General features: G+C 68.8%; 19 protein-coding genes and 1 tRNA gene. 10 read left to right on the top strand and 10 right to left on the bottom strand.

What is annotated here, in order from left to right; translation table 11 throughout:
• Positions 1-2 precede the first annotated feature (2 nt).
• From lptC to AC1RUS_RS13575, 3 genes are all read right to left on the bottom strand, one after another.
• Positions 3-626: an LPS export ABC transporter periplasmic protein LptC gene (gene lptC, locus AC1RUS_RS13585; protein ID WP_492916929.1), complete on the bottom strand. Its 624-nt coding sequence runs from the start codon at positions 624-626 to the stop codon at positions 3-5.
• Between the two features lie 8 nt (positions 627-634).
• Positions 635-1,252, bottom strand: coding sequence for a ribonuclease D (locus tag AC1RUS_RS13580; RefSeq protein ID WP_492916927.1), 618 nt, complete (start codon positions 1,250-1,252; stop codon positions 635-637).
• Between the two features lie 158 nt (positions 1,253-1,410).
• Positions 1,411-1,497 (bottom strand) — tRNA-Leu (locus AC1RUS_RS13575).
• Between the two features lie 144 nt (positions 1,498-1,641).
• Here AC1RUS_RS13575 and AC1RUS_RS13570 point away from each other — a divergent pair.
• The gene (locus tag AC1RUS_RS13570; protein WP_492916925.1) at positions 1,642-2,607 is read left to right on the top strand and encodes a complex I NDUFA9 subunit family protein; all 966 of its coding nucleotides are present in this window, start codon (positions 1,642-1,644) and stop codon (positions 2,605-2,607) included.
• A 179-nt stretch (positions 2,608-2,786) separates the two neighbouring features.
• Here AC1RUS_RS13570 and AC1RUS_RS13565 read toward each other — a convergent pair whose 3' ends face one another.
• Positions 2,787-3,596, bottom strand: a complete 810-nt coding sequence (locus tag AC1RUS_RS13565) for an undecaprenyl-diphosphate phosphatase (protein WP_492916923.1) — start codon at positions 3,594-3,596, stop codon at positions 2,787-2,789.
• Between the two features lie 259 nt (positions 3,597-3,855).
• Between AC1RUS_RS13565 and AC1RUS_RS13560 the strand changes: the two genes are divergently transcribed.
• Entirely contained in the window at positions 3,856-5,304 is a 1,449-nt protein-coding gene (locus AC1RUS_RS13560; RefSeq protein ID WP_492916921.1) for an NAD(P)-dependent oxidoreductase, read from the top strand.
• A 132-nt stretch (positions 5,305-5,436) separates the two neighbouring features.
• A complete protein-coding gene (gene gltB, locus AC1RUS_RS13555) occupies positions 5,437-9,954 on the top strand; it encodes a glutamate synthase large subunit (RefSeq protein WP_492916919.1) in 4,518 nt (1,505 codons plus the stop codon).
• Between the two features lie 127 nt (positions 9,955-10,081).
• Here the strand turns inward: gltB and AC1RUS_RS13550 are convergent, their stop codons facing one another.
• The gene (locus tag AC1RUS_RS13550; RefSeq protein WP_492916917.1) at positions 10,082-11,230 is read right to left on the bottom strand and encodes a citrate/2-methylcitrate synthase; all 1,149 of its coding nucleotides are present in this window, start codon (positions 11,228-11,230) and stop codon (positions 10,082-10,084) included.
• Between the two features lie 76 nt (positions 11,231-11,306).
• Between AC1RUS_RS13550 and AC1RUS_RS13545 the strand changes: the two genes are divergently transcribed.
• From AC1RUS_RS13545 to queG, 5 genes are all read left to right on the top strand, one after another.
• The gene (locus AC1RUS_RS13545) at positions 11,307-12,392 is read left to right on the top strand and encodes a citrate synthase/methylcitrate synthase (RefSeq protein WP_492916915.1); all 1,086 of its coding nucleotides are present in this window, start codon (positions 11,307-11,309) and stop codon (positions 12,390-12,392) included.
• Between the two features lie 152 nt (positions 12,393-12,544).
• Entirely contained in the window at positions 12,545-13,474 is a 930-nt protein-coding gene (locus AC1RUS_RS13540; protein WP_492916913.1) for a cation diffusion facilitator family transporter, read from the top strand.
• Positions 13,475-13,511: 37 nt separating this feature from the next.
• A complete protein-coding gene (gene rfaE1 / locus AC1RUS_RS13535; protein ID WP_492916911.1) occupies positions 13,512-14,969 on the top strand; it encodes a D-glycero-beta-D-manno-heptose-7-phosphate kinase in 1,458 nt (485 codons plus the stop codon).
• A gap of 120 nt (positions 14,970-15,089) precedes the next feature.
• A complete protein-coding gene (gene fzlA / locus AC1RUS_RS13530; RefSeq protein WP_492916909.1) occupies positions 15,090-15,776 on the top strand; it encodes an FtsZ-binding protein FzlA in 687 nt (228 codons plus the stop codon).
• A complete protein-coding gene (queG, locus tag AC1RUS_RS13525) occupies positions 15,757-16,908 on the top strand; it encodes a tRNA epoxyqueuosine(34) reductase QueG (RefSeq protein WP_492916907.1) in 1,152 nt (383 codons plus the stop codon). Before fzlA ends, queG begins: the two co-directional genes overlap by 20 nt.
• Positions 16,909-16,976: 68 nt before the next feature.
• On the opposite strand, the gene AC1RUS_RS13520 is transcribed toward queG, so the two are convergent.
• Positions 16,977-17,849: a UTP--glucose-1-phosphate uridylyltransferase gene (locus tag AC1RUS_RS13520; RefSeq protein ID WP_492916905.1), complete on the bottom strand. Its 873-nt coding sequence runs from the start codon at positions 17,847-17,849 to the stop codon at positions 16,977-16,979.
• 162 nt (positions 17,850-18,011) lie between these two features.
• Here AC1RUS_RS13520 and bamJ point away from each other — a divergent pair, with 162 nt between their 5' ends.
• Positions 18,012-18,509, top strand: a complete 498-nt coding sequence (gene bamJ, locus AC1RUS_RS13515) for a BamJ family beta-barrel-assembly machinery protein (RefSeq protein ID WP_492916903.1) — start codon at positions 18,012-18,014, stop codon at positions 18,507-18,509.
• Positions 18,510-18,676: 167 nt separating this feature from the next.
• On the opposite strand, the gene AC1RUS_RS13510 is transcribed toward bamJ, so the two are convergent.
• From AC1RUS_RS13510 to rfbC, 3 genes are all read right to left on the bottom strand, one after another.
• On the bottom strand, positions 18,677-19,879 hold the full coding sequence (locus tag AC1RUS_RS13510) for a threonine ammonia-lyase (protein WP_492916901.1): 1,203 nt from the start codon (positions 19,877-19,879) through the stop codon (positions 18,677-18,679).
• Positions 19,880-19,957: 78 nt separating this feature from the next.
• Positions 19,958-20,845 carry an alpha/beta fold hydrolase gene (locus AC1RUS_RS13505; protein WP_492916899.1) on the bottom strand — a complete coding sequence of 296 codons (888 nt, stop codon included), beginning with the start codon at positions 20,843-20,845 and terminating at the stop codon, positions 19,958-19,960.
• Positions 20,846-20,946: 101 nt separating this feature from the next.
• Positions 20,947-21,510: a dTDP-4-dehydrorhamnose 3,5-epimerase gene (gene rfbC / locus AC1RUS_RS13500; protein WP_492916897.1), complete on the bottom strand. Its 564-nt coding sequence runs from the start codon at positions 21,508-21,510 to the stop codon at positions 20,947-20,949.
• Between the two features lie 33 nt (positions 21,511-21,543).
• On the opposite strand from rfbC, the gene AC1RUS_RS13495 reads away from it, so the two are divergent.
• A complete protein-coding gene (locus tag AC1RUS_RS13495) occupies positions 21,544-22,563 on the top strand; it encodes a glycosyltransferase family 2 protein (RefSeq protein ID WP_492916895.1) in 1,020 nt (339 codons plus the stop codon).
• A gap of 118 nt (positions 22,564-22,681) precedes the next feature.
• On the opposite strand, the gene argE is transcribed toward AC1RUS_RS13495, so the two are convergent.
• Positions 22,682-23,860 (bottom strand): acetylornithine deacetylase, encoded by a 1,179-nt coding sequence (gene argE, locus AC1RUS_RS13490; RefSeq protein WP_492916893.1) that lies wholly within the window; start codon positions 23,858-23,860, stop codon positions 22,682-22,684.
• Between the last annotated feature and the right edge of the window lie 39 nt (positions 23,861-23,899).

Raw genomic sequence — 23,899 nt, 5'->3', positions numbered from 1 at the left:
TCTTACTTAGTTTCGAGCCGGGTGCGAACCCCACCCCTGAACACGACACGGTCGCCCTTGTCATATACGGTGTAAGCGTTGGATTGCACCTGTCCCGTCGGACCTTCGCCCAACATCGGTGTTTCCCCGCTGATATTTCCGGTCTTGGTGTCGACCACCGCCTGCTCCGACGCGAAGCGATAGCCGCCCCCGTCGTCGATGCGGACGTCGCCGGACAAGGCCAGCTTCATCGTATCCTCGCGATAGATTCCCGACTTGGCCGTCACCCGGCTGGGCTGGGGCTCGTCGAAGCCCAGGGTCAGGGTCGGAGAATCCAGGCGAACGTTCATCAGATCGTTGTCGTCCCTCAAAGCTGAACGCGCGGTGATCATGAAACTGCGGCCGTCGCCCGACTGGCCGTAGAAGCGCGGAGCGATCATGCGGATCTGGGTCTTGGCCTCGGCCGGCGGCCGGGCCGCGACCTGCAGCGAGCGCCAGCCGACCTGGACGGCGACCGCCACCAGGATCGCCAGGATGGCGGCCGGCAGCACCAGGCGCAGCAGCCGGATCGTGCGCGAGCGCCGGCGCCACCGCCCCAGGTCGCGGGCGATGGACCGTCCTTGCGGCAAGGTCGCGGCTGTCGCCATCGGCGTCCTCAGCTATGCGCGAAGATGTCGACGTCTTCCCAGCCGGCCAGGTCGAGGGCGGCGCGGTGGGGAAGGAAGTCGAACGAGGCCTGGGCCAGGGCCATGCGACCCTCGCGCTCGAGCATGACATTGAGGCGCTCGCGCAGGCCATGCAGGTGCAGCACGTCGGAGGCGGCGTAGGCCACCTGTTCGGGGCTCAGCGTCGGCGCGCCCCAGTCCGAGCTCTGCTGGGCCTTGGACAGCTCCACGGCCAGCAGCTCGCGGGTCACGTCCTTGAGGCCGTGGCGGTCAGTGTAGGTGCGGGCGATCTTCGAGGCGATCTTGGTGCAGTAGACGGGCGCGGTCATCACGCCCAGGTGCAGCAGGAACATGGCGATATCGAAGCGGCCGAAGTGGAAAAGCTTCAGCACCGTCGGATCGGTGAGCAGGCGCTTGAGATTCGGCGCGTCGTAGGTCGAGCGGTCCAGCTGCACCAGGTGGGCGTCGCCGTCGCCCGACGACAGCTGCACCACGCACAGCGGGTCGCGGCCCAGGCGCAGGCCCATGGTCTCCGAATCGATCGCGACGATGGTCGCGCCGGCGAAGGCGTCGTCGGGCAGGTCGCCCACATGAACAAAATTGGCCAAGTCTCAGTACTCTCCGGCGTCACGCCAGGACGAAAGACGTCATCCGGGCCTGGCGCCCGAACGGGCGCGCGCGACACTATTAATCACGATGTCAGGGATATCTATTCGCTAGCAGCTTGCGGCGCCACCCCGACCTTCTTTCGAAGGTTGGTAGGGGGTGGTGCCCAGGAGAGGACTCGAACCTCCACGACCTTTCAGTCACTGGCACCTGAAGCCAGCGCGTCTACCAATTCCGCCACCTGGGCCTGCGAAGCGATCGTTGGATCGCCGCGAGGCCGGGACGTTTAGGGAAAGCTTTTGACGGCGTCAATCGACAAATCGCGCATTTCGTTGCGAACCGTCTCGCGGTCGTCTATCCCCCGGATCATCGCAGGCGACGAGGGTAGACGATGCAAGGTCTGGTAACGGTGTTCGGCGGCTCCGGCTTCGTCGGCAGCCAGGTCGTGCGACAGCTCGCCAAGGCGGGCCATCGCGTTCGCGTGGCGGTGCGCCAGCCCAACCTCGCCTACAAGATGCGGATGCTGGGCGACGTCGGTCAGATCGAGGTGGTCCAGGCCAATGTCCGCAACGTCGCCTCGGTGACGCGGGCCCTGGATGGCGCGGAAGGCTGCGTCAACCTGGTGGGCCTGCTCTGGGAGAGCGGTCGCCAGAAGTTCCAGGCCGTCCACGTGATGGGCGCCAAGACCGTCGCCGAGCGCGCCAAGGTCGCCGGCGTCACCCGCTTCGTGCAGATCAGCGCCATCGGCGCCGACGCCAATTCCGAGTCCAAGTACGCGCGCACCAAGGCCGAGGGCGAAGCGGCCGTCCGCGCCGCCTTCCCGGGCGCCGTGATCGTCCGCCCGTCGGTGGTGTTCGGCCAGGACGACAGCTTCTTCAACAAGTTCGGCCAGATGGCCGCCCTGTCCCCGGCCCTGCCGCTGGTCGGCGGCGACACTCGCTTCCAGCCGGTGTTCGTCGGCGACGTGGCCGCCGTGATCGCCAAGGCGGTCTCCAGCCCCGCGGCCGAGGGCGTGACCTATGAGCTGGGCGGTCCGACCGTCTACACCATGCGCCAGATCCTGGAGCTGATCCTCACCGAGACCGGCCGCGAGCGGGTGCTTGTGCCGGTGCCGTGGTTCGCCGCCTCGCTGATCGGCAAGGCCGGTGATTTCATGGCGGGCCTCGTTCCGATCGCCCCGCCGCTGGCCAGCGATCAGGTCGAGCTGCTGAAGACCGACAATGTCGCCGATCACGGCCTCCCGGGCCTGGCCGAGGCCGGCGTCGTCCCGACCAGCGTCGAGGCCATCGTGCCGTCCTACCTCTACCGCTATCGCAAGGGCGGCCAGTACGCCGCTACGCCCGCGGGGGCGTTCTAGGAAATACTTCCCTTCTCCCCTTGCGGGAGAAGGTGGCGCGCAGCGCCGGATGAGGGTTTCTCAAAATCAAAGCCGCGCCCGTCGAAAGACCGGGCGCGGCTTTTGCGTTCTGCGACCCCTCATCCGACCCCGGCATTCGCCGGGGCCACCTTCTCCCACAAGGGGAGAAGGACGAGCTGTCAGCGCGGAATGTAGATCAGGCCCAGGCCGATCACGCCCACCACGATCCGCCACCAGGCGAACGGCGCGAAGCCGCGCTTGCCGATGAAGGCGATCATGGTCTTGACCACCAGCAGGCCCGACAGGAACGACACCACGAAGCCGATGGCGATCGCGCCGGCGTGGCTGGGATCGATGTCCTTGTAGCTCTTGAGCAGGTCCAGCGCGAAGGCGCCGACCATGATCGGGATGGCCATGAAGAAGCTGAACTCGGCGGCCGCCTTGCGATCCACGCCCAGCAGCATCGAGCCGACGATGGTCGAGCCCGAGCGCGACACGCCCGGCACCAGCGACAGGCACTGGAAGAGGCCGATCAGGAAGGCGGTCTTCAGGCTCAGCGCCATGCCGTCCAGCTCGCGGGCCGGCGGAGCCTTCTTGTCGACGACCAGCAGCAGCACGCCGCCGACGATCAGCGACACGCAGATCACCTGCGGCAGGAACGGGTTCTCAAAGAAGTGCTTGATGACGCCGTGCAGGGCCAGGCCGGCGGCGAAGGCCGGAACGCAGCCGATGATCACACTGAGCGCGAAGCGGCGGGCCTCCGGCTTGGTCGGCAGGCCGATCACCACGTTCCACAGGCGCTGGAAGTAGACCGCGACCACCGCCAGCACCGCGCCCAGCTGGATCAGGACGATGAAGGTGTCCCAGGCCGGATCGGTCAGGCCCAGGGCGATCTTGGTCAGAAGCAGGTGGCCCGTCGACGAGACAGGGATGAATTCGGTGAGGCCCTCAACCAGGCCCAGCACGATCGCGATCAGCCAATCCGGCATGTCATTCCCCCAGGCGCATGGCCTCTAAACGTCGTCGCTTGGCGTGCGCCTGACACGGTAAAGACAGCGTTAATCCACAAAGTGGACTATTTAGCCTATCGATTGCGAGTCGCTCGCAATGACCCTGCGGTCGCCAAGGATAAATTCGTCTATTTTGTAGACCACCGCATTCTTCTTGCGGAAAAGAGTCCGTAATAGGCCGCGGAACGCAATTTTTACCCTGCAAGCAGGGCCCAGAAGTCGGGATTGGGGAAGCCGCATGGCCGAGCGCATGCTGAAATTCACGACGGTCGCCCGCAAGACGCCTGAAAAGCGTGCGGCGCACGCTCGTAGCGGCGACTTCCACGAGATCTACGCCGACTTCATCGACGCGAAAGCCAACGAGCAGGCCTCGCGTTGCTCGCAATGCGGCGTGCCGTTCTGCCAGACCCACTGCCCGTTGCACAACAACATCCCCGACTGGTTGCGGATGACCGCCGAGGGCCGCCTGGAGGAAGCCTATCAGCTGTCCCAGGCCACCAACTCGATGCCCGAGGTCTGCGGTAGAATCTGCCCGCAGGATCGTCTCTGCGAAGGCAACTGCGTCATAGAGCAGTCGGGTCACGGCACGGTGACGATCGGTTCGGTCGAGCGCTACCTGACCGACAAGGCCTGGGAGATGGGCTGGGTCAAGCCGCTGGTCGCCGGACCCGCGCGCGGCCAGTCGGTCGGCGTCGTCGGCGCGGGCCCCGCCGGCCTGGCCGCCGCCGAGATCCTGCGCGAGCAGGGCTATGACGTCGTCGTCTATGACCGCCACGACCGCGCCGGCGGCCTTCTGATCTACGGCATTCCCGGCTTCAAGCTGGAGAAGGACGTCGTCGAGCGTCGCACCCAGCGGCTGGCCGACGGCGGCGTGGTCTTCAAGCTGGGCTTCGAGGTCGGCAAGGACGCCACGCTCGAGCAGCTGCGCGAACAGCACGATGCGGTTCTGATCGCCGTGGGCGTCTACGCCGCGCGCGACCTGGTGGCCCCCGGCGCGGGCAACGCCGGCGTGGTCCCGGCCCTCGACTATCTGATCGCCTCGAACAAGAAGACCCTGGGCGACGACGTCCCGGCCTATGACAGCGGCGAACTGAACGCCTCGGGCAAGGACGTGGTCGTGGTCGGCGGCGGCGACACCGCCATGGACTGCGTGCGCACCGCCATCCGCCAGGGCGCGACCTCGGTCACCTGCCTCTATCGCCGCGACAAGGCCAACATGCCGGGCTCGCTGCGCGAAGTGGCCAATGCCGAGGAAGAAGGCGTGACCTTCGAATGGCTGGCGGCCCCCCGCGCCCTGTCGGGCGACGCCAACGCCGTGACCGGCGTGCGCGCCATCCGCATGCGCCTGGGCGCCCCGGACGCCTCGGGCCGCCAGTCGCCGGAAGAGATCGAGGGCGGCGATTTCGATCGTCCGGCCCAGCTGGTGGTCAAGGCCCTGGGCTTCGAGCCCGAGAACCTGCCGCAGGCCTGGTCTGCTCCCGACCTGAAGACCACGCGCTGGGGCACCGTGAAGGCCGACGTCCGCAACCAGATGACCAATCTGGACGGCGTGTTCGCCGCCGGCGACATCGTCCGCGGCGCCTCGCTGGTGGTCTGGGCGATCAAGGACGGCCGCGACGCCGCCGACGCCATCCACCGCTATCTGACGGCCAAGCTCGGCGCACCCGCGCTGATCGCGGCGGAATAAGGCGCGGCTGGTTTCCTCGTCCTTCGACAAGCTCAGGATGAGGAAACCAGACTGCCAGAGACGATCCAGTAGCCCTCATCCTGAGCTTGTCGAAGGACGAGGGCGGACCAAGAACCTTCTTCGGAGGCCACCATGGCCCAGAACATCGACCTCTATCTGAAGAACCGCCAGCGCCTGATCGACGGCCACGCCTATGACCCGACCACCGAGCGCGACGCCTGCGGCGTCGGCCTGGTCTGCGCCATCGACGGCCAGCCGCGCCGCGAAGTGGTCGAACTGGCCATCAAGGCCCTGAAAGCCCTCTGGCACCGAGGCGCGGTCGACGCCGACGGCAAGACCGGCGACGGCGCCGGCATCCTGCTGTCCGTCCCGCAGGACTTCTTCACCGACCAGGTCCGCCGCACCGGCCACGCTCTGCGCGCCGGCGCCATCGCCGTGGGCCAGATCTTCCTGCCGCGCACCGACCTGGGCGCTCAGGAAGCCTGCCGCACGATCGTCGAGGCCGAAGCCCTGCGGTTCGGCTTCTACATCTATGGCTGGCGCCAGGTGCCGGTGAACACCGCCGTGATCGGCGAGAAGGCCAACGCCACCCGTCCGGAAATCGAGCAGATCATGCTGGCCGCCCCGGCCGGCCTGGAAGGCGAGGCCCTGGAGCGCGCCCTATTCCTGTGCCGCAAGCGGATCGAAAAGCGCGTCCACGCCCAGAACCTGTCGGGCTTCTACATCTGCTCGCTGTCGGCCAAGTCGCTGATCTACAAGGGCATGTTCCTGGCCGAGGCCATCGACGAGTTCTATCCCGACCTCAAGGACGAGCGCTTCGCCGCCGCCGTGGCGATCTTCCACCAGCGCTACTCGACCAACACCTTCCCCGAATGGCGCCTGGCCCAGCCCTTCCGGATGCTCGCCCACAACGGCGAGATCAACACCATCAAGGGCAACATCAACTGGATGAAGTCCCACGAGATCAAGATGGCCGCCCAGGCCTTCGGCGAGTTCGGGGACGACGTGAAGCCCGTGATCCAGCCCGGCGGCTCGGACTCGGCTTCGCTCGACAACACCTTCGAGGTGCTGGTCCGCGCCGGCCGCGACGCGCCGATGGCCAAGGCCCTGCTGGTGCCGGAAGCCTCGGGTGAAAACCTCTCGGACTCGCACCAGGCGCTCTACAGCTACTGCAACGCCGTGATGGAGCCGTGGGACGGCCCGGCCGCCCTGTGCGCCACCGACGGCCGCTGGGTCGTGGCCGGCAAGGACCGCTCGGGCCTGCGCCCGCTGCGCGTGGCCTATACCGACGACGGCCTGGTGATCATGGGCTCGGAAGCCGGCATGTGCGGCGTCGCCGAGAACCGCATCACCCGCAAGCTGGCCATCGCGCCGGGCCGGATGATCGCCATCGACCTGGCCCAGGGCCGCCTCTACGGCGAAGACGAGATCATCGACGAACTGGCCGGCCGCCACCCCTACACCGAGTGGCTGGGCAACATGGTCGATCTCGAAAAGGAGATCGCGCCCGGTCCCGAGCCGCGCAGCTACGGGCGCGAGGAGCTGACCCGCCGCCAGGCCGCCGCCGGCTTCAGCCTCGAAGACCTCGAGATGATCCTGGCTCCCATGGTCGAGGACGGCAAGGAAGCCGTGGGCTCGATGGGCGACGACAGCCCGCTGGCCGTGCTGTCGGAAAAGTACCGTCCGCTCAGCCACTTCTTCCGCCAGAACTTCAGCCAGGTGACCAACCCGCCGATCGATCCGCTGCGGGAAACCAACGTCATGAGCCTGAAGACCCGGTTCAAGAACCTCGGCAACATCCTGGCCCAGGACGCGGCCCAGGCCGACGTCTACGTGCTGCAGAGCCCGGTGCTGACCACCGGCATGTATGTCCGCATCCACGAGTTGCTGGGCGAGAAGAACGTCGCGGTCATCGACTGCACCATGCCCCTGCCCGCCCCCGAGGCCCGGGCCGGCGACGCCCTGCGCGCCAACCTGGACCGCATCCGGGCCGAGGCCGAGGACGCCGTCCTGCGCGGCTGCGGCGCCATCGTGCTGACCGACGAGGCCAGCCAGGCCGACCGCGTGGCCCTGCCGATGATCCTGGCCACCGGCGGCGTCCACGCCCACCTGGTCGCCAAGGGCCTGCGCTCTTACGTTTCGATCATCGTCCGCTCGGCCGAGTGCCTCGACACACACTATTTCGCGGTGCTGGTCGGCGTGGGCGCCACGGCGGTCAACGCCTACCTGGCGCAAGAGACCTTCCAGGATCGCCTGGAGCGCGGCCTGATCGGCGACAAGACCCTCCGCGACGTGTGCCTGAACTTCAAGGGCGCCATCGAGGGCGGCCTGCTGAAGATCATCTCCAAGATGGGCATCAGCGTCATCTCGTCCTATCGCGGCGGCTACAACTTCGAAGCCGTCGGCCTGTCGCGCGCGCTGGCGGCCGAGTTCTTCCCCGGCATGCCCTCGCGCATCTCGGGCATCGGCCTGGCCGGCATCGAGAGCAAGGCGGTCGAGCTGCACCGCAAGGCCTGGGACAGCGCCGCCGTCACCCTGCCGGTCGGCGGCCTCTACAAGCTGCGCCGCTCGGGCGAGGCCCACGCCTTCGAGGCGCGCCTGATCCACACGCTGCAGAGCGCCTGCGACACCGGCGACTACGAGCTCTATCGCCGCTGGTCCAACGGCCTACGCACGCAAAAGCCGATCCAGCTGCGCGACCTGCTGGACTGGCGCTCGGACCGTAACCCGATCTCGACCGACGACGTCGAGAGCGTCAACGAGATCCGCAAGCGCTTCGTCACGCCCGGCATGAGCCTCGGGGCCCTCGGCCCTGAAGCCCACGGCATGCTGAACATCGCCATGAACCGCATCGGAGCCAAGTCGGTCTCGGGCGAGGGCGGCGAGGACTCGGCGCGCTACAAGCCTCTGCCGAACGGCGACAACCCCAACAGCGCCATCAAGCAGGTGGCCTCGGGCCGGTTCGGCGTCACCGCCGAATATCTGAACCAGTGCGTCGAGCTGGAGATCAAGGTCGCCCAAGGCGCCAAGCCCGGCGAGGGCGGCCAGCTGCCCGGCTTCAAGGTCACCGAGATGATCGCGCGGCTGCGGCACGCGACGCCCGGCGTCATGCTGATCAGCCCGCCGCCGCACCACGACATCTACTCGATCGAGGACCTGGCCCAGCTCATCTATGACCTAAAGCAAATCAACCCGGTCGCTCGCGTGACGGTGAAGCTGGTCGCCATGACCGGCATCGGCGCCATCGCGGCCGGCGTCGCCAAGGCCAAGGCTGACGTGATCCTAGTCGCCGGCGGTGTCGGCGGCACGGGCGCCTCGCCCCAGACCTCGGTCAAGTACGCCGGCGGTCCGTGGGAGATGGGCCTGTCGGAAGCCAACCAGGTGCTGACGCTGAACAACCTGCGCCACTCCGTGGTGCTGCGGGCCGACGGCGGCATGCGTACGGGTCGCGACATCGTCATCGCCGCCATGCTGGGCGCCGAGGAGTTCGGCATCGGCACCGCCTCGCTGGTGGCCATGGGCTGCATCATGGTGCGCCAGTGCCACTCCAACACCTGTCCCGTGGGCGTCTGCACCCAGGACGAGGCCCTGCGCGCCAAGTTCACCGGCACGCCGGAAAAGGTCATCAACCTCTTCACCTTCATCGCCGAAGAGGTGCGCGAGATCCTGGCGGGCCTGGGCTTCAAGAGCCTGCAGGAAATCGTCGGCCGCACCGACCTGCTGGCCCAGGTCAGCCGCGGCGGCGAGCACCTGGACGACCTCGACCTGAACCCGTTGCTGGTCCGCGCCGATCCGGGCGCCAACAAGCCCTACAACACCGTGGTCGGCCGCAACGCCGTTCCCGACACCCTGGACGCCCAGATCGTCCGCGACGCCGCGCCCCTGCTGGAACGCGGCGAGAAGATGCAGCTGACCTATACGGTCCGCAGCACCGCGCGCACGATCGGCACCCGCACGTCCAGCCATATCGTGCGCAAGTTCGGCATGAAGGGCCTGCCCGCCGGCCACCTGACCGTCCAGCTCAAGGGCTCGGCCGGCCAGAGCCTGGGGGCCTTCGCGGTCCAGGGCCTGCGGATCGAACTGACCGGCGAGGCCAACGACTATGTCGGCAAGGGCCTGTCGGGCGCGACGATCGTCATCAAGCCGTCGCGCTCGCTGGCGGCCCCGGAAAGCAACGCTCTGCTGGGCAACACCGTGCTGTTCGGCGCGACCTCGGGCCGGCTGTTCGCGGCGGGCCAGGCGGGCGAGCGCTTCGCGGTCCGCAACTCGGGCGCCACCACGGTGGTCGAGGGCTGCGGGGCCAATGGCTGCGAATACATGACCGGCGGCCAGGTGGTGATCCTGGGCCCGACGGGCGGCAACTTCGGGGCCGGCATGACCGGCGGCATGGCCTTTGTCCTCGACCAGCACGGCCGGTTCGAAGCCAACGTCAATCCCGAGAGCATCCTCGTCCAGCGCCTGGCCTCGCCCTATTGGGAAGGCGTGCTGCGGTCCCTGGTGGCCGAACACGCCCGCGAGACGGACTCGGCCTTCGCCGAGAGCCTGCTGCGCGACTGGGACCGGGTGCGCGACCTGTTCTGGCAGGTCTGCCCGAAGGAGATGGTGAGCCGTCTGCCGCAGCCGCTGGCGGCGGAGGTGGTCGCGGCCTAAATCCGGGAGGACCCCCTCCGGCCCTCTGGGCCACCTCCCCCAGAAGGGGGAGGATCTGCTCCGCGCTGACGAGATGCTTCCCCTTTGGGGGAGCTGTCGCGGAGCGACTGAGGGGGTCCTCAACGGCCTAGCCGAGCGCCTCGCCGACATACCGCGCCCTCGGCCGGATCAGCCTTCCGGTCTGGATCTGCTCGATCGCATGCGCCAGCCATCCCGCCGTGCGCGCCACCGCGAACAGGATGAACGGCGCGTCGGTTGGCAGGCTCAAAGCCCTCGCTAAGCCCACCAGCGCGAAGTCGATATTCGGCAGCTGCCCCGTCGCGCCTTCCGTCTCCCGCCGCAAATCCACGAGCAAGGCCGGCGGCTCGAACGCCTCCAGCAGCGCCCGCGCCCTCGGATCTCCGTCCGGATAGAGCGGATGCCCAAACCCCGGCATCGACGCGCCCTGCGCCAGCCGCGCGCTCACCGCCTTGGCGGCGCCGACCCGATCGGCCTCGGCGACGAAGGCCTCGACCCGCGCCGCCATGCCGCCGTGCAGCGGCCCCGACAGCGCGCACAGCCCGGCCAGCGCCGCCGCCGACAACGACGCCCCCGTCGACACCGCGACCCGCGCCGCGAAGGTCGAGGCGTTCAGTTCGTGGTCGGCCAGCAGCACCAGCGACGTTCGCAGCAGCTCCGCCCCCGACGCGTCGACGCCCCAGGCCCGCGCCAGACGCTGATGCGCCGCCCCTTCGGTGACCTCGCCCGCCGCCGCGTCGACCACCGCGTCGAGCAGGCCCGCCGCTTCCATGGCCAAGGCCAGGGGCGCTCGGCCCCGCGCCGGCGCTTCCGTTCCAGCGCGAGCCGCCAAGGCGTTGAACAACCGCGCTCGCGCCGTCTCGCCCGTCACGACATCGCGCCCTCGCGTCGCCTTCAACGCCGCGCCGTGGCCGCCGCGCAGCAGCCTCGCGGTCTGTTCCAGCGTGTGATCGCGGGCCAGCACGGCCGCATCGCAACCCCGGTACCAGAGCCTGCCGCCCGCCACCGTGGTGATCGCCGAGGCCAGCACCGGCTCGCCCCACGCGATGGCCTCGGCCGCCACGTCCGCGGCGCGGCGACCCCGGGCCTTCCGCTGAGCCAGGGCCGCGACGTCGGAGGCGCGATAGAGGCTGCGGCGGGGATCGTCGGGATGGGCGGCGGCCTCGATCCGGCCCCGGCTGACATAGGCGTAGAGGGTCTGCGGTCGGATCCCCAACCGCTCCAGCACCTGTTCCGCGTCCAGCCAGTCGTTCGCCATATAGATTGATTATATTGATCAAGATTGACGATCAAGCGTTGACGGCGCGAATTGCGCGGCGAAAGGAGACCCGACAATGTCCGAAGGTCTTGAAGGCGTGATCGCCGCCCACACTGTTCTGTCCGACGTCGACGGCGCCCATGGCCGCCTGGTCATCCGCGGTTATGCCGTCGAGGATCTGTCGGGCCAGACGACCTACGAACAGGCCGCTCACTTGCTGTTCGACGGCTTCTTCGAAGACGCGCCCGCCGACCTCACGCCCGCCCTCGGCGCGGCCCGGGTCAAGGCTTTCGCCGAGGTCGACGCGCTGGACGAGACCCTCGCAAAGCGCGATCCCGTCGAGGCCATGCGCGCCCTGCTGGCCCGCCTGCCCGACGGCGATGACCTCTCCACCGCCCTGCTGCTGCTGGCCGCCCCGGCCGTCTTCACCCCCGCCGTGCTGCGCGTCGCCGCCGGCAAGGCGCCCGTCGCGCCAGACCCCGCCCTGTCGCACGCCGCCGACATCCTGCGGATGACCCGAGGCGGGCCAGCCAGCGACGCCGAGACCCAGGCCCTGGACGCCTATCTGGTCACCGTCTGCGACCATGGCCTGAACGCCTCCACCTTCGCGGCCCGGGTGATCGCCTCGACCCGCGCGGGCCTGACCTCGGCGGTGCTGGGCGGGATCTCGGCCCTGAAAGGCCCGCTGCACGGCGGCGCGCCCGGCCCGGTGATCGACATGCTGGACGCCATCGGCACGCCCGAGAACGCCCGGCCCTGGCTGGAAAAGGCCCTGGCGCGCGGCGACCGGCTGATGGGCTTTGGCCACCGCATCTATCGCGTCCGCGACCCGCGCGCCGACGCCCTGAAGGCCGCCGTCCGCAAGCTGTCGGGCGCGTCGAAGACCCTGCCCGGCCGCGTCGCCTTCGCCGAGGCCGTCGAGCAGGCGGCCTTGCAGATCCTGCGCGAGCGCAAGCCCGACCGGCCGCTCGATACGAACGTCGAGTTCTACACGGCGCTGCTGCTGGAGGCCTTGGGCCTGCCGCCGGCGAGCTTCACCTGCGTGTTCGCCATGGGCCGCACGGCGGGCTGGATCGCCCATGCGCGGGAGCAGCTGGCGGGCGGGAAGTTGATCCGGCCACAGTCGGTTTACGTGGGGCCGGGGGTGAGGGCGGCGGCTTAGCCCCGCCCCATCAAAATCGTCATCCCCCGCTTTATGCGGGTACCCAAGCGGCGCCAAACGAGCGCGCTCTTCCGGCTCGGCTTGGGTCCCCCGAACAAGTCGGGGGATGACGGGGTTTTTGAGGTCTGACGCGGTTGCGCTACAGAGAGACCATGTCCCTCTCCGCCGCCTCGCCCGAAGCCCTGGCCGCCACCCGGCGCGTAACCGCCCTGTCAGTGGCGGTCGCAGCGATCCTGATCGTGGTCAAGGCCCTGGCCTGGACCGCCAGCGGCTCGGTGGCGATGCTGGCCTCGTTGTCGGACTCGGGGCTGGATCTGGTGGCCTCGCTGATCACCTTCTTCGCCGTACGCTACGCCGCCGTGCCGCCGGACGCCGAGCACCGGTTCGGACACGGCAAGGCGGAGGCCTTCTCCAGCCTGATGCAGGGCGGCCTGGTCTTCGCGTCGGGAGCCCTGATCGGCCAGGAGGCCATCCGCGCCATGCTGAACCCCAGGCCTGTCGAGCAGGGCCTGATCGCCATGGCGGTGATGGTCGTCTCGATCGTCCTGACCCTGGGCCTGATCATCGCCCAGTCGAAGGTCCTGAAATCGACCGGCTCGATCGCCGTGTCGGGCGACCGCGCTCACTATGCCGCAGACCTGGGCTCCAACGCCGTCGCCCTGGTCGGCATCGGCGCGGCTTCCCTGCTGGGGATCGGCTGGATCGACGCCGTCGCCGGCCTGATCGTGGCGCTGTGGTTGATCTGGGGCGCGATCGGCGTGTTCCGCGAGGCCTCCAGCCAGCTGATGGACCGCGAACTGCCCGACGAGGACCGCAAGCGCATCGTCGCGCTGGCCACCGAGGATCCGCGCGTGCTGGGCGTGCACCAGCTGCGCACCCGGGCTTCGGGTCCCTATATCCACATGCAGATGCACGCCGACCTGGACGCCGGCATCTCGCTGGCCGAGGCCCACACCATCATGGTCAATGCCGAGAACCGGTTGCTGGAGGCCTTCCCGGCCGCCGACATCATCATTCACCCCGACCCCCGGGGTAAGGCCGAGAGCCACGGCGGGCTGTTCGCCGAGGCCCAGCACGGCTAGTAACCGCCGGACCTTTCAAGACACGAGCCGCCGCTTCATGGACGACACCCTGGCCCAACTGCCCCACGCCTTCGCCGGCAAGACCGTGCTGGTGCTGGGCGACGTGATGCTGGACCGCTTCATCTACGGCGCCGTCGACCGCATCTCGCCCGAGGCCCCCGTGCCGGTGATCGCCGTCGAGCGTGAGACCGCCATGCTGGGCGGGGCCGGCAATGTGGCCCGCAACGTCGCGGCCCTGGGCGGCAAGGCCATGCTGATCGGCCTGATCGGCGATGACGAGGCCGGCCGCGCCCTGACCGCCATGCTTGGCGACGAGACGGGCGTCGAGGCCCATCTGGTCGCCGATCGCACCCGCCGCACCACCGAAAAGGTCCGCTACATCTCCGGCAGCCACCAGATGCTGCGGGTCGACCGCGAGGATCGCGGGCCCGCCGAGGCCTCCGACCTGTTGGCCGCCTTCAACCAGCACCTGGCCGCCGCCGACGTGGTGGTGCTGTCCGACTACGCCAAGGGCGTGCTGACCGACGCGGTCGTGCGCGGGGCCATCGACGCGGCCCGCGCCGCCGGCAAGCCGGTGATCGTCGATCCCAAGAGCCGCCACTTCGCCCGCTATGACGGCGCGACCCTGATCAAGCCCAACCGCAAGGAAGCCGCCGAGGCCACCGGGATCACCGACGCCAGCGACGAGGCCTCCGAAGAGGCCGGCGCGGCGATCCTGGCCATGGCGCCGACGCTCGACGCCGCCCTGGTCACCCGGGGCGGGGCCGGCATGACGCTGAGCGTCCGTGGGCAAGCGCCCGTCCACTTGCCGGCCAGCGCGGTCGAGGTGTTCGACGTCTCCGGGGCCGGCGACACCGTGGCTGCGACCCTGGCCCTGGCCATCGCCGCCGGCGCCGCGCTGAGCGACGCCGCCCGCCTGGCCAATCTCGCCGCCGGTCTGGTGGTGGCCAAGCTGGGCACCGACGTCGTCACTGCCGCCGAACTCACCGCCCTGGCCCGCTCGGCCGCCGGTCAGCCGGCCGAGGTCAAGATCGCCGACCGTGACCACGCCCGCGACATCGTCGCCGGCTGGCGGGCGCGGGGGCTGACCGTCGGCTTCACCAACGGCTGTTTCGACCTGCTGCACCCCGGCCACGTCTCGCTGCTGGACCAGGCCAAGGCCGCCTGCGACCGCCTGATCGTGGGCCTGAACACCGACGCCTCGGTCTCGCGCCTGAAGGGCCCGACCCGGCCGGTGCAGAAGGAGCAGGGCCGCGCCACGGTGCTGGCGTCGCTGTCGTCGGTGGACCTTGTGGTGCTGTTCGGCGAGGAAACCCCGCTGGAGCTGATCAAGGCCTTCCACCCCGACGTGCTGGTCAAGGGCGCCGACTACACCGTCGAGACCGTGGTCGGTTCGGACGTGGTGCTGGGCTATGGCGGCAAGGTGCTGCTGGCAGACCTCAAGCAAGGTCAGAGCACGACGGCCCTGATCAGCCGGATGAATGCTCAAGCTTGAGCTTTTCCGAGTTAAAACGACGCGCAAAGCCCTGTTTCGCCAAGGTAAACGCCGTTCAGCAATCTCTTGTTAAGCAAAGCGGCGCATCGCTCTTTTGATGCAGCCTGAATGCGCGTGGGCATGAGCGTCGATCGCACCCTTCATCATTTCCCCCTGGACCCCGCCTCCCGGCAGGTGCGTCTGGCGTTGGGCGAAAAGCGTCTGGCCTTCTCGGAGGTTCAGGTTCGCTATTGGGAAGGCGCGCCCGATTTCCTGGCGCTGAACCCGTCGGGCCTGACTCCGGTGCTGGTCGAGGTCCGCCACGAGCGCAAGACCGTGGTCTGCGAGACCCGCGCCATTCTCGAGCACATCGAGGAGCAGGATCCCGAGCCGGCCCTGCTGGGCCGCGACGCCGGCGAGCGCGCTGAGGCCCGCCGTCTGCTGCAATGGTTCGACCGCAAGTTCGACAACGAGGTCAACGGCTTCCTGCTGCACGAGAAGATGGAAAAGCGCCTGCTGCGGCTGGGCGCCCCGGACCTCTCGGCCCTGCGGCGCGGCCGCGAGGCCCTGCGCCATCACCTGGCCTATGTCGACGGCCTGCTGCAGACCCGCGACTGGCTGGCCGGACGGCGCATGAGCCTGGCCGATTTCGCGGCCGCCGCGCACCTGTCGGTGATCGACTATTTCGGCGACGTCCCGTGGAAGGACTTCCCGACCGCCAAGACCTGGTACATGAAGCTCAAATCGAGGCCCTGCTTCAGGCCCATCCTGGCCGATCGCTGGCCCGGCCTCGCGCCGGCCGCGCACTATGACGACCTCGACTTCTAGTCATCCGAACCAGCTTCTGAAGGACGAGATCCGCGCCGAGGCCCTGCGCCTGGGCTTCTCGACCTGCGGCTTCGCAGACGCGGCGGCGGCTTGGCCCAACGGCGACTGGCTGCGCGACTTCGTCGAGGCCCAGCGCCACGGCGCGATGGGCTGGATGGAGGAGACGCTGGAGCGCCGCAGCCATCCCACCGCCATGTGGACCGACGCCCGCTCGGCCGTGGTGCTGGGCGTCAACTACGGCCCCGACATCGATCCGCTCGGGCAGCTGGAGGCCGGCGACCGCGCCGCGATCTCGGTCTATGCGCAAGGCGACGACTACCACGACGTCATCAAGAAGCGCCTGAAGGAGCTGGCCGGCTGGATGCACCGCCGGTTCGGCCAGGAGGTGAAGGTGTTCGTCGACACCGCGCCGCTGATGGAAAAGCCCCTGGCCCAGCGCGCCGGCCTGGGATGGCAGGGCAAGCACACCAACCTGGTCTCGCGGCAGTTCGGCTCGTGGCTGTTCCTGGGCTCGGTGCTGACGACGCTGGACCTGCCGCCGGACGCCGCCGAGGTGGACCATTGCGGCTCGTGCCGGTCATGCCTGGACATCTGCCCGACCAACGCCTTCCCGGCTCCGCACCAGCTGGATGCGCGGCGCTGCATCTCTTACCTGACCATCGAACTGGCCGGTCCGATCCCGGCCGAGTTCCGGCCGGCGCTGGGCAACCGCATCTATGGCTGCGACGACTGCCTGGCGATCTGCCCGTGGAACAAGTTCGCCAGCCTATCGAGCGAGGCCAAGCTGGTGGCGCGGGACGCCTTGCGTCAGCCGACCTTGGCCGAGCTGGCGGGGCTGGACGATGCGAGCTTCCGGGCGCTGTTCTCGAAGAACCCGATCAAGCGGATCGGGCGGGATCGGTTCGTGCGGAACGTGCTCTATGCGATCGGCAACAGCGGGGATGTGGGGCTGATGGCCGTGGTGGAGCCGCTGCTGCGTGACCCAGCGGCCATGGTGCGCGGCGCGGCGGTGTGGGCGGCGCGGCGGCTTAGGCCGGAACTGCTTCCGACATTTGCCGAATACGACCCCGATGTCTTGGCGGAGTGGACACTTGCCCCCTCCGGGCCGCTTCGCGACCCTCCTCCCCCATAGGGGGAAGATGATCCTATCCGCCCCCTATGGGGGCGGACGACCGCGAAGCGGTCAGGTGGGGGCGAGTCTTACAACTTCAACAAATCCTCGATCGCCGTCCGGGCCGCAGCGCCCAGCTCCGGGTTCGCCAGCGCCAGGGCGACATTGGCCCGCAGCAGGCCGATCTTGTCGCCGCAGTCGTAGGTCAGGCCCTCGTATTCCAGGGCATGGAAGTCCTGCTGGGTCAGCAGCTTCAGCATAGAGTCCGTCAACTGAATCTCGTTGCCGGCGCCCTTCTCCTGGCTGGCCAGCAGGTCGAAGATCTCCGGCTGCAGGATGTAGCGGCCCGAGATGAACAGGTTGGAGGGCTCGGTGCCCTTCGGCGGTTTCTCGACCATGCCGGTCATGCGGTTCAGGCGGCCGTCCTGGCCGTCCAAGGCGACGATGCCGTACTGGTGAGCCTGGCCCTCGGGGCAGGGCTCGACCACGACGATGTTGCCGCCGACCTGGTCATAGGCCTCGATGGCCTGGGCCAGGGCCGACTTCTGGGCGTGCATGACCATGTCGGGCAGCATCACCGCGAAGGGCTCGTCGCCGATGATGTCGCGGGCGCACCACACTGCGTGGCCCAGGCCCAGCGGAGCCATCTGGCGCACGAAGCTCATCTCGCCGGGCTTGGGCAGTTCGGCCAGCAGTTCGTCGAGCAGGGCGGTCTTGCCCTTGGCGGCCAGGGCGGCCTCCAGTTCGACCTGGTGGTCGAAATAGTCCTCGATCGCGCCCTTGTTGCGGCCCGTCACGAAGACGAAGTGCTCGATCCCGGCCGCGCGGCCTTCGGCGATGATGTAGGATAGGATGGGCCGATCGACGACGTTCAGCAGTTCCTTCGGGGTGGTCTTGGTGCCGGGCAACACGCGGGTGCCAAAGCCAGCAACGGGAAGAACAGCCTTGCGAACGGGTTTCATGCGCGCCTCAGGGTTTCACTGCGGGAGGTTTCTAGAAGGCGCTTGCGGGAAACACCACCACCGTTCGATGAAATCGTCGCCGGCGGACCGGTTCCGAGGCGCGGACGATTGATCTTCGCGCGGGGCCTGCTAGCTGAACCGCCAAACCGACCGGAGACCGCCATGCACCGCCGCGCCCTGCTCACCCTCCTGACCGCCGGCGTCGCCGTGTCCCTGGCCGGCTGCGGCAGCAAGAAGGCCAAGGAGAACCTGGCCGCCTCCGACGCCTTCATGGCCCAGAACGCCAAGCAGCCGGGCGTGATCACCCTGCCCGAGGGCCTGCAGTACAAGGTCATCCGCTCGGGCCCGAACGGCGGCATGCACCCCACCCGCGCCGACGAGGTCAAGGTCCACTACGAGGGCAAGCTGATCGACGGCACGGTGTTCGACAGCAGCTACGAGCGCGGCGTGCCGGCGTCGTTCCCGCTGGACGGCCTGGTGCCGGCCTGGATCATCGCCCTGCAGCGCATGAAGGCCGGCGACGAGTGGATGCTCTATGTGCCTCCCGCCCTGGGCTACGGCGCGCAGGACAAGGGCCCGATCCCGGGCAACAGCGTGATGATCTTCAGGATCGAGCTGATCGACGTGCTGCGCGCGCCGAAGGGGACGATCAAGGAATAGCGGCTGACGGCGGGACGCCCCCTCCGTCACGTCGCCTATCGGCGCCGCGCCACCTCCCCCGCTTCGCATGGGAGGAGGAAATCAGCAGCCTTCCTCCTCACCCGTGAAACGGGGGAGGTGGCGCGATGCGAATACGCATCGTGACGGAGGGGGCGTCCCGGCTCCGACTACACCGCCCGCGGCGGGTAACCCTTCTCGCGCAACGCGTCGATGATCTCCTGGGTGTGCTGCGCATCCCGGGTCTCGATGGTGATGTCGAACTCCGCGCCCTTGGCCGGGACGTCCAGGGCCAGGCGGTTGTGGTTGACCTCGATGATGTTGGCCCCCATCGAGCCGATCACGTGGGCCACGGTCGACAGCAGGCCCGGACGGTCGTCACCGACGATGCGCAGGGACACCAGGCGCTGGGCGCGGACCAGTTCGCGGGTCAGCACCGAGGCCAGCAGGCGGGTGTCGATATTGCCGCCGCACAGGATCAGGCCACACTTCTTGCCCCGGAAGCGCTCCGGATAGGCCAGCAGCGCCGCCAGCGAGGCCGCTCCGGCGCCCTCGGCGATGGTCTTCTCGACATTGCAGTAGAGCGCCACCGCCTGCTCGATATGCGGCTCTTCCAGCAACAGCACATCGTCGATCAGCGGACGAGCGACGCCATAGGTCAGCTCGCCGACCTTCTTGACCGCAACGCCCTCGGCGATCGTCTGGCCGCCGCAATGGGCCGCCACGCCGCGCATCTTGGCGGTGAAGGACGGATACATCGCCGGCTCGCAGCCGATGATGTGGATGTCGGGCTTCAGCGCCTTGGCGGCCGTGGCCACGCCGCTGATCAGTCCGCCGCCGCCGATCGGCACAGGCAGCATTTCCAGGTCGGGCGCGTCTTCCAGCATCTCCAGGGCGATGGTGCCTTGGCCGGCCATGATGTCGTAGTCGTCGAACGGGTGGACGAAGGTCAGGCCCTGCTCCTCGCGCAGCTTCAGCGCGTGGGCGTTGGCGTCGTCATAGGTCTCGCCCTCGATGATCACCGTCGCGCCGAAGTCGCGGGTATGCTGCACCTTCACGAAAGGCGTGGTCTTGGGCATGACGATGGTCACGGGCACGCCCAGGCGGGCGCCGTGATAGGCCAGGCCCTGGGCATGGTTGCCGGCGCTGGCGGCGATGACGCCCTTGGCCTTCTCGGCCTCCGAGAGCAGCATCAGCTTGTTGAGCGCCCCGCGCTCCTTGTAGGCGGCGGTGAACTGCAGGTTCTCGAACTTCACCCACACCTCGGCGCCGGTAATCTTCGACAGGGTCTTGGAGTAGCGGCACGGGGTGCGCTCAACGTGTCCCTGGAGACGGCCGGCGGCGGCCTTGATGGCGGCGAGGTCGAGAGTCATGGCGGATCAGCACTCTGGGCGCGGCGAAAACGAGCCGTGGCGGGCGTCTAACACAGCCGAGCCGTCCGGGCACGCCTGTTAGGGCGCGCGGTCCAGCAGGTTTTCTATCCCGGCCCAGGCCTCCGGCTCGGTCAGCATCGGCGCGTGGCCGACGCCGGGAACCTCGACCACCGCCATGTCGGGCGCGGCGGCGCGCATGCGCGCGACGATTGGCGGGTCGATCAGGTCGGAGATCCCACCCCTCACCAGCAGCACCGGCCGGTCCTTGGTCAGGGCCCGGAACAGCGGATACATGTCCGGCGCCAGGGCAGAACCGCCCTCCTGGCCCGCCGCGGCGGCGGCCTTGATCGGCGCCGAGATGTCGGGGTCGTAGGCCAGGACGAAACCGCCGTCCGCCTCATCGAACAGCCGCCGGGCGAAGACGTCCCACTCGGCCTCGCCATAGGCGGGGAAAGCCGCCTGGTTGATCGACTGGGCATAGGCGACGGCTTCCGCCCAGGTCTCGAACCGGCTGGCGCCGCCCGCATAACCGGCGATACGGGCCAGGCCGACGGGCGACAGCTCGGGGCCCACGTCGTTGAGCACGGCGGCGGCGATGGCCTCGGGCTTGAACGCGGCCAGGACGAGGGTGATCAGTCCGCCCATGCTGGTGCCGACGAACACCGCCCGCTCGATCCCGGTCGCCGCCAGCAGGGCGACGATGTCGCCGGCATAGGTTCCGGGCTGATAGTTCATCGGCTGCGGATCGCGGGCCGACAGGCCCCGGCCCCGCACGTCGACCGCCAGGACGCGGCGGCCCGTGGCGGCGATCCTGGGAGCCAGATCCTCGAAGTCGCGGGCGTTGCGGGTCAGGCCGTGGATGCAGATCACCGGCAGGCCCATGACCTTGCCGACGGGCGCGTAGTCGCGGGCGTGCAGCGGCAGGCCGTCGCCGGAGGTCCAGAAGAGGTCGGTGAAGGCGGTCATGTGGTTCTCCGTGGTTCCGCGACTTGCCCCCACCGGCTGCTCCGCAGCCGTCCGCCCCCATAGGGGGCAGATCGAGCGCGCCAGCGCGGAGGGGCGAGTGACTAGCCCCCGTAGACAAAAGGCGAGTCGATCTCGGCCAGCAATGGCGCCGCCTCATCCCGCGCGTTGGCGCCGATCTCGCTGTTGGGGATCGTCCAGTCGATGCCGACCGCCGGGTCGTTCCAGCGCACCGCCCCTTCAGCCGAGGGCGCGTAATAATCGGTGCACTTGTAAAGCACCTCGCAGTCGTCGGTCAGCGTGCAGTAGCCGTGGGCGAAGCCCTGCGGCACCAGCAGTTGCTGCCGGTTCTCGGCCGACAGCTCGGCCCCCACCCACTGGCCATAGGTCGGCGAGCCCTTCCGGATGTCGACCGCGACGTCGAAGATCGCGCCCACGACGCAGCGCAGCAGCTTGTCTTGGGCGTGCGGCGGCTTCTGGTAATGCAGGCCGCGCTGGATGCCGCGCGTGGTCGAGCGGACGTGGTTGTCCTGCACGAAGATCCGGGTGAATCCGGCCTCCTCCAGCGCCGACTGGCGGAAGGTCTCCGAAAACCAGCCACGCTCGTCGCCATGGCGGGCGGGCGTGATAAGCAGGACTTCGGGAATCGCCAGGGGCGTGATTTTCATGGCCGGAACTCTCAAGGGACTCGCTCGCCACCGATGCCGTCTGTGAACGCCGATGACAAGAGCGCGCCCAGCGTCAGCGTGATCATCGTCTCGTACGAGAGCGGCCCCACCCTGGCGCGCTGCCTGGCCGGCCTGGCGGCCCAGACCTTCCGTGACTTCGAGATCCTCTTGGTCGACAACGCCTCGACCGACGGCGCGCCCCAGGCCGCAGTGGCCGCCGATCCGTCGATCGTCTTCCTCGAGCCGCACGCCAATCTTGGCTTCGCCGCCGGCAACAATCTGGCGGTGAAACGCGCGCGCGGCCGCTGGCTGGCCCTGCTCAACCCGGACGCCTTTCCCGAGCCGGGTTGGCTGCAGGCCCTGATCGACGGCGCGGCGCGGCATCCGGCCGTCGAGAGCTTCGCCTCGCTGCAGACCTCGGCGGACGATCCGAGCGTGCTCGACGGAGCCGGCGACAACATGACGTCCGCCGGCATCCCGTTCCGGGGCGGCTACGGCCGCAAGCTGTCGAGCGCCGTCCACGAGGGCGAGGTGTTTTCGGCCTGCGGCGCGGCCATGCTGATCGACAAGGCGCTGTTCGAAGACCTCGGCGGCTTCGACGAGCGGTTCTTCTGCTACTGCGAGGATGTCGACCTGGGCTATCGCCTGCGCCTGGCCGGTCGCAAGACCCTGCTGCTCCCCGACGCCCGCGTGGCCCATGTCGGCTCGGCCAGCACCGGCGTGCGCTCGGACTTCGCGATCTTCCACGGCTCGCGCAACCGAATATGGACCTTCGTCAAGAACACTCCGACCGCGCTCCTGTGGCTGACCACGCCGCTGCACGTGGCCGTGACCAGTGGGCTGTTGCTGCTACACCTGCGCCGGGGCGACGCCGGGCCGGCGGTGCGGGGCATTCGCGCGGCGCTGAAGGGTGATGCGTTCAAGGCCGTGCTGGCCGACCGCAAGGCGGTCCAGACGCGGCGCAAGGCGGGGTGGCTGTCGATCCTGCGCGTGATGGCGATCGACCCGGCCGCGTTCATCGGGCGACGGATCATTATTCGGAAGCTTCGGTAGGGCCGCCACACGGGTTGCGGACCTCGCCCTTCGACAGGCTCAAGATGAGGTCCAATTACGACCTGTGCAGCCCAAAACCTTATCCTGAGCTTGTCGAAGGACGAGGTTGTGGCCCCCGTCATTTGGCAGACAGATCCTCCACCAACCGCGCCATGAACGCCGCCCCGCGCTGCATCTGGCTGATCTCCACGAACTCGTCCGGCTGGTGCGCCTGGTCGATCGACCCCGGCCCGCAGATCACCGTCGAGAACCCCGCGCCCTGGAACTGTCCGGCCTCGGCGGCATAGGGCACCACGCGGGCCGGGCCGTTGTCGCCGGCCATGCGGCGGGCGAAGGCTTCGGCCACGCCGTCGACCTCGGGCGCGAAGGATGGCGTCAGCGAGCGGCGCTCGACCTTGACTCCCGCCTCGGGCGCACGGGCCTTCAGTTCGGCGTCCATCGCTTCGGCCCTGGCGAAGAAGTCGGCCAGGATCGCCATCGGGTCGAGTCCCGGCGGGGTGCGAAGGTCAAAGATGAACACGCATTCGCGGGCCAGGATATTGACGGCGGTGCCGCCATTGACCTGGCCGATGGTCAGGGTCGCGCCCTTGGGCGTGAACGGCGAATGGGGGTCGGCCTCGCGCTCCAGTGTTTCGGAGAGCTCGACCAGGCCAGCCATGAGCTTGATCGCCGCCATGTTGGCCGAAACGCCCAGGTGGGTCAGGCTGGAGTGGGCTTCGCGGCCGCTGACCGTGACCCGGAACGAGGCGATGCCCTTGTGGCCGCTGACCGCGACCATGTCGGTGGGCTCGCCGACCACCACCAGAGCCGGCTTGGGCAGGTCGCGGGCGATGACCGCGATCATGTCGGGCGCGCCCAGGCAGCCGACTTCCTCGTCATAGGAGAAGGCCAGGTGAACGGGCTTGCTCAGCGTCGCGGCTGCCAGGTCCGGCGCGGCGGCCAGGGCCAGCGCCAGGAAGCCCTTCATGTCGCAGGTCCCGCGCCCGTAGAGGCGACCGTCCTTTTCGGTCAGCACGAAAGGATCGGTCGACCACGGCTGGCCATCGACCGGCACCACGTCGGTATGACCCGACAGCACGACCCCACCCTCGACCGCCGGGCCGATGGTGGCCAGCAGGTTGGACTTGGTGCCGTCGACATTGGGCACCCGCCGCGAGGGCACGTTCAGGTTCGACAGATAGGCCTCGACCCACTCGATCAGGGCCAGGTTGGACAGGCGCGAGGTGGTGTCGAACGCGACCAGCTTGGCCAGGACGTCGATCGCGCGGTCGGAAAGCGCTTCGGAAGAGGAGGACATGGCCCGAGCCTAGACCCGTTCCGGCCGCGCCGCCTACCC

The organism is Caulobacter sp. GW821-FHT10F06 (assembly GCF_058809215.1).
Note: the sequence above shows the minus strand (reverse complement) of the source record. Positions and strands in the feature narration are given on the sequence as shown.

Excerpts from the sequence above, each read along its gene's own strand:
- lptC (WP_492916929.1), bottom strand. The coding sequence starts at position 626 with ATGGCGACAGCCGCGACCTTGCCGCAAGGACGGTCCATCGCCCGCGAC.
- AC1RUS_RS13570 (WP_492916925.1), top strand. The coding sequence starts at position 1,642 with ATGCAAGGTCTGGTAACGGTGTTCGGCGGCTCCGGCTTCGTCGGCAGC.
- AC1RUS_RS13565 (WP_492916923.1), bottom strand. The coding sequence starts at position 3,596 with ATGCCGGATTGGCTGATCGCGATCGTGCTGGGCCTGGTTGAGGGCCTC.
- AC1RUS_RS13560 (WP_492916921.1), top strand. The coding sequence starts at position 3,856 with ATGGCCGAGCGCATGCTGAAATTCACGACGGTCGCCCGCAAGACGCCT.
- gltB (WP_492916919.1), top strand. The coding sequence starts at position 5,437 with ATGGCCCAGAACATCGACCTCTATCTGAAGAACCGCCAGCGCCTGATC.
- AC1RUS_RS13550 (WP_492916917.1), bottom strand. The coding sequence starts at position 11,230 with ATGGCGAACGACTGGCTGGACGCGGAACAGGTGCTGGAGCGGTTGGGG.
- AC1RUS_RS13545 (WP_492916915.1), top strand. The coding sequence starts at position 11,307 with ATGTCCGAAGGTCTTGAAGGCGTGATCGCCGCCCACACTGTTCTGTCC.
- AC1RUS_RS13540 (WP_492916913.1), top strand. The coding sequence starts at position 12,545 with ATGTCCCTCTCCGCCGCCTCGCCCGAAGCCCTGGCCGCCACCCGGCGC.
- rfaE1 (WP_492916911.1), top strand. The coding sequence starts at position 13,512 with ATGGACGACACCCTGGCCCAACTGCCCCACGCCTTCGCCGGCAAGACC.
- fzlA (WP_492916909.1), top strand. The coding sequence starts at position 15,090 with ATGAGCGTCGATCGCACCCTTCATCATTTCCCCCTGGACCCCGCCTCC.
- queG (WP_492916907.1), top strand. The coding sequence starts at position 15,757 with ATGACGACCTCGACTTCTAGTCATCCGAACCAGCTTCTGAAGGACGAG.
- AC1RUS_RS13520 (WP_492916905.1), bottom strand. The coding sequence starts at position 17,849 with ATGAAACCCGTTCGCAAGGCTGTTCTTCCCGTTGCTGGCTTTGGCACC.
- bamJ (WP_492916903.1), top strand. The coding sequence starts at position 18,012 with ATGCACCGCCGCGCCCTGCTCACCCTCCTGACCGCCGGCGTCGCCGTG.
- AC1RUS_RS13510 (WP_492916901.1), bottom strand. The coding sequence starts at position 19,879 with ATGACTCTCGACCTCGCCGCCATCAAGGCCGCCGCCGGCCGTCTCCAG.
- AC1RUS_RS13505 (WP_492916899.1), bottom strand. The coding sequence starts at position 20,845 with ATGACCGCCTTCACCGACCTCTTCTGGACCTCCGGCGACGGCCTGCCG.
- rfbC (WP_492916897.1), bottom strand. The coding sequence starts at position 21,510 with ATGAAAATCACGCCCCTGGCGATTCCCGAAGTCCTGCTTATCACGCCC.
- AC1RUS_RS13495 (WP_492916895.1), top strand. The coding sequence starts at position 21,544 with ATGCCGTCTGTGAACGCCGATGACAAGAGCGCGCCCAGCGTCAGCGTG.
- argE (WP_492916893.1), bottom strand. The coding sequence starts at position 23,860 with ATGTCCTCCTCTTCCGAAGCGCTTTCCGACCGCGCGATCGACGTCCTG.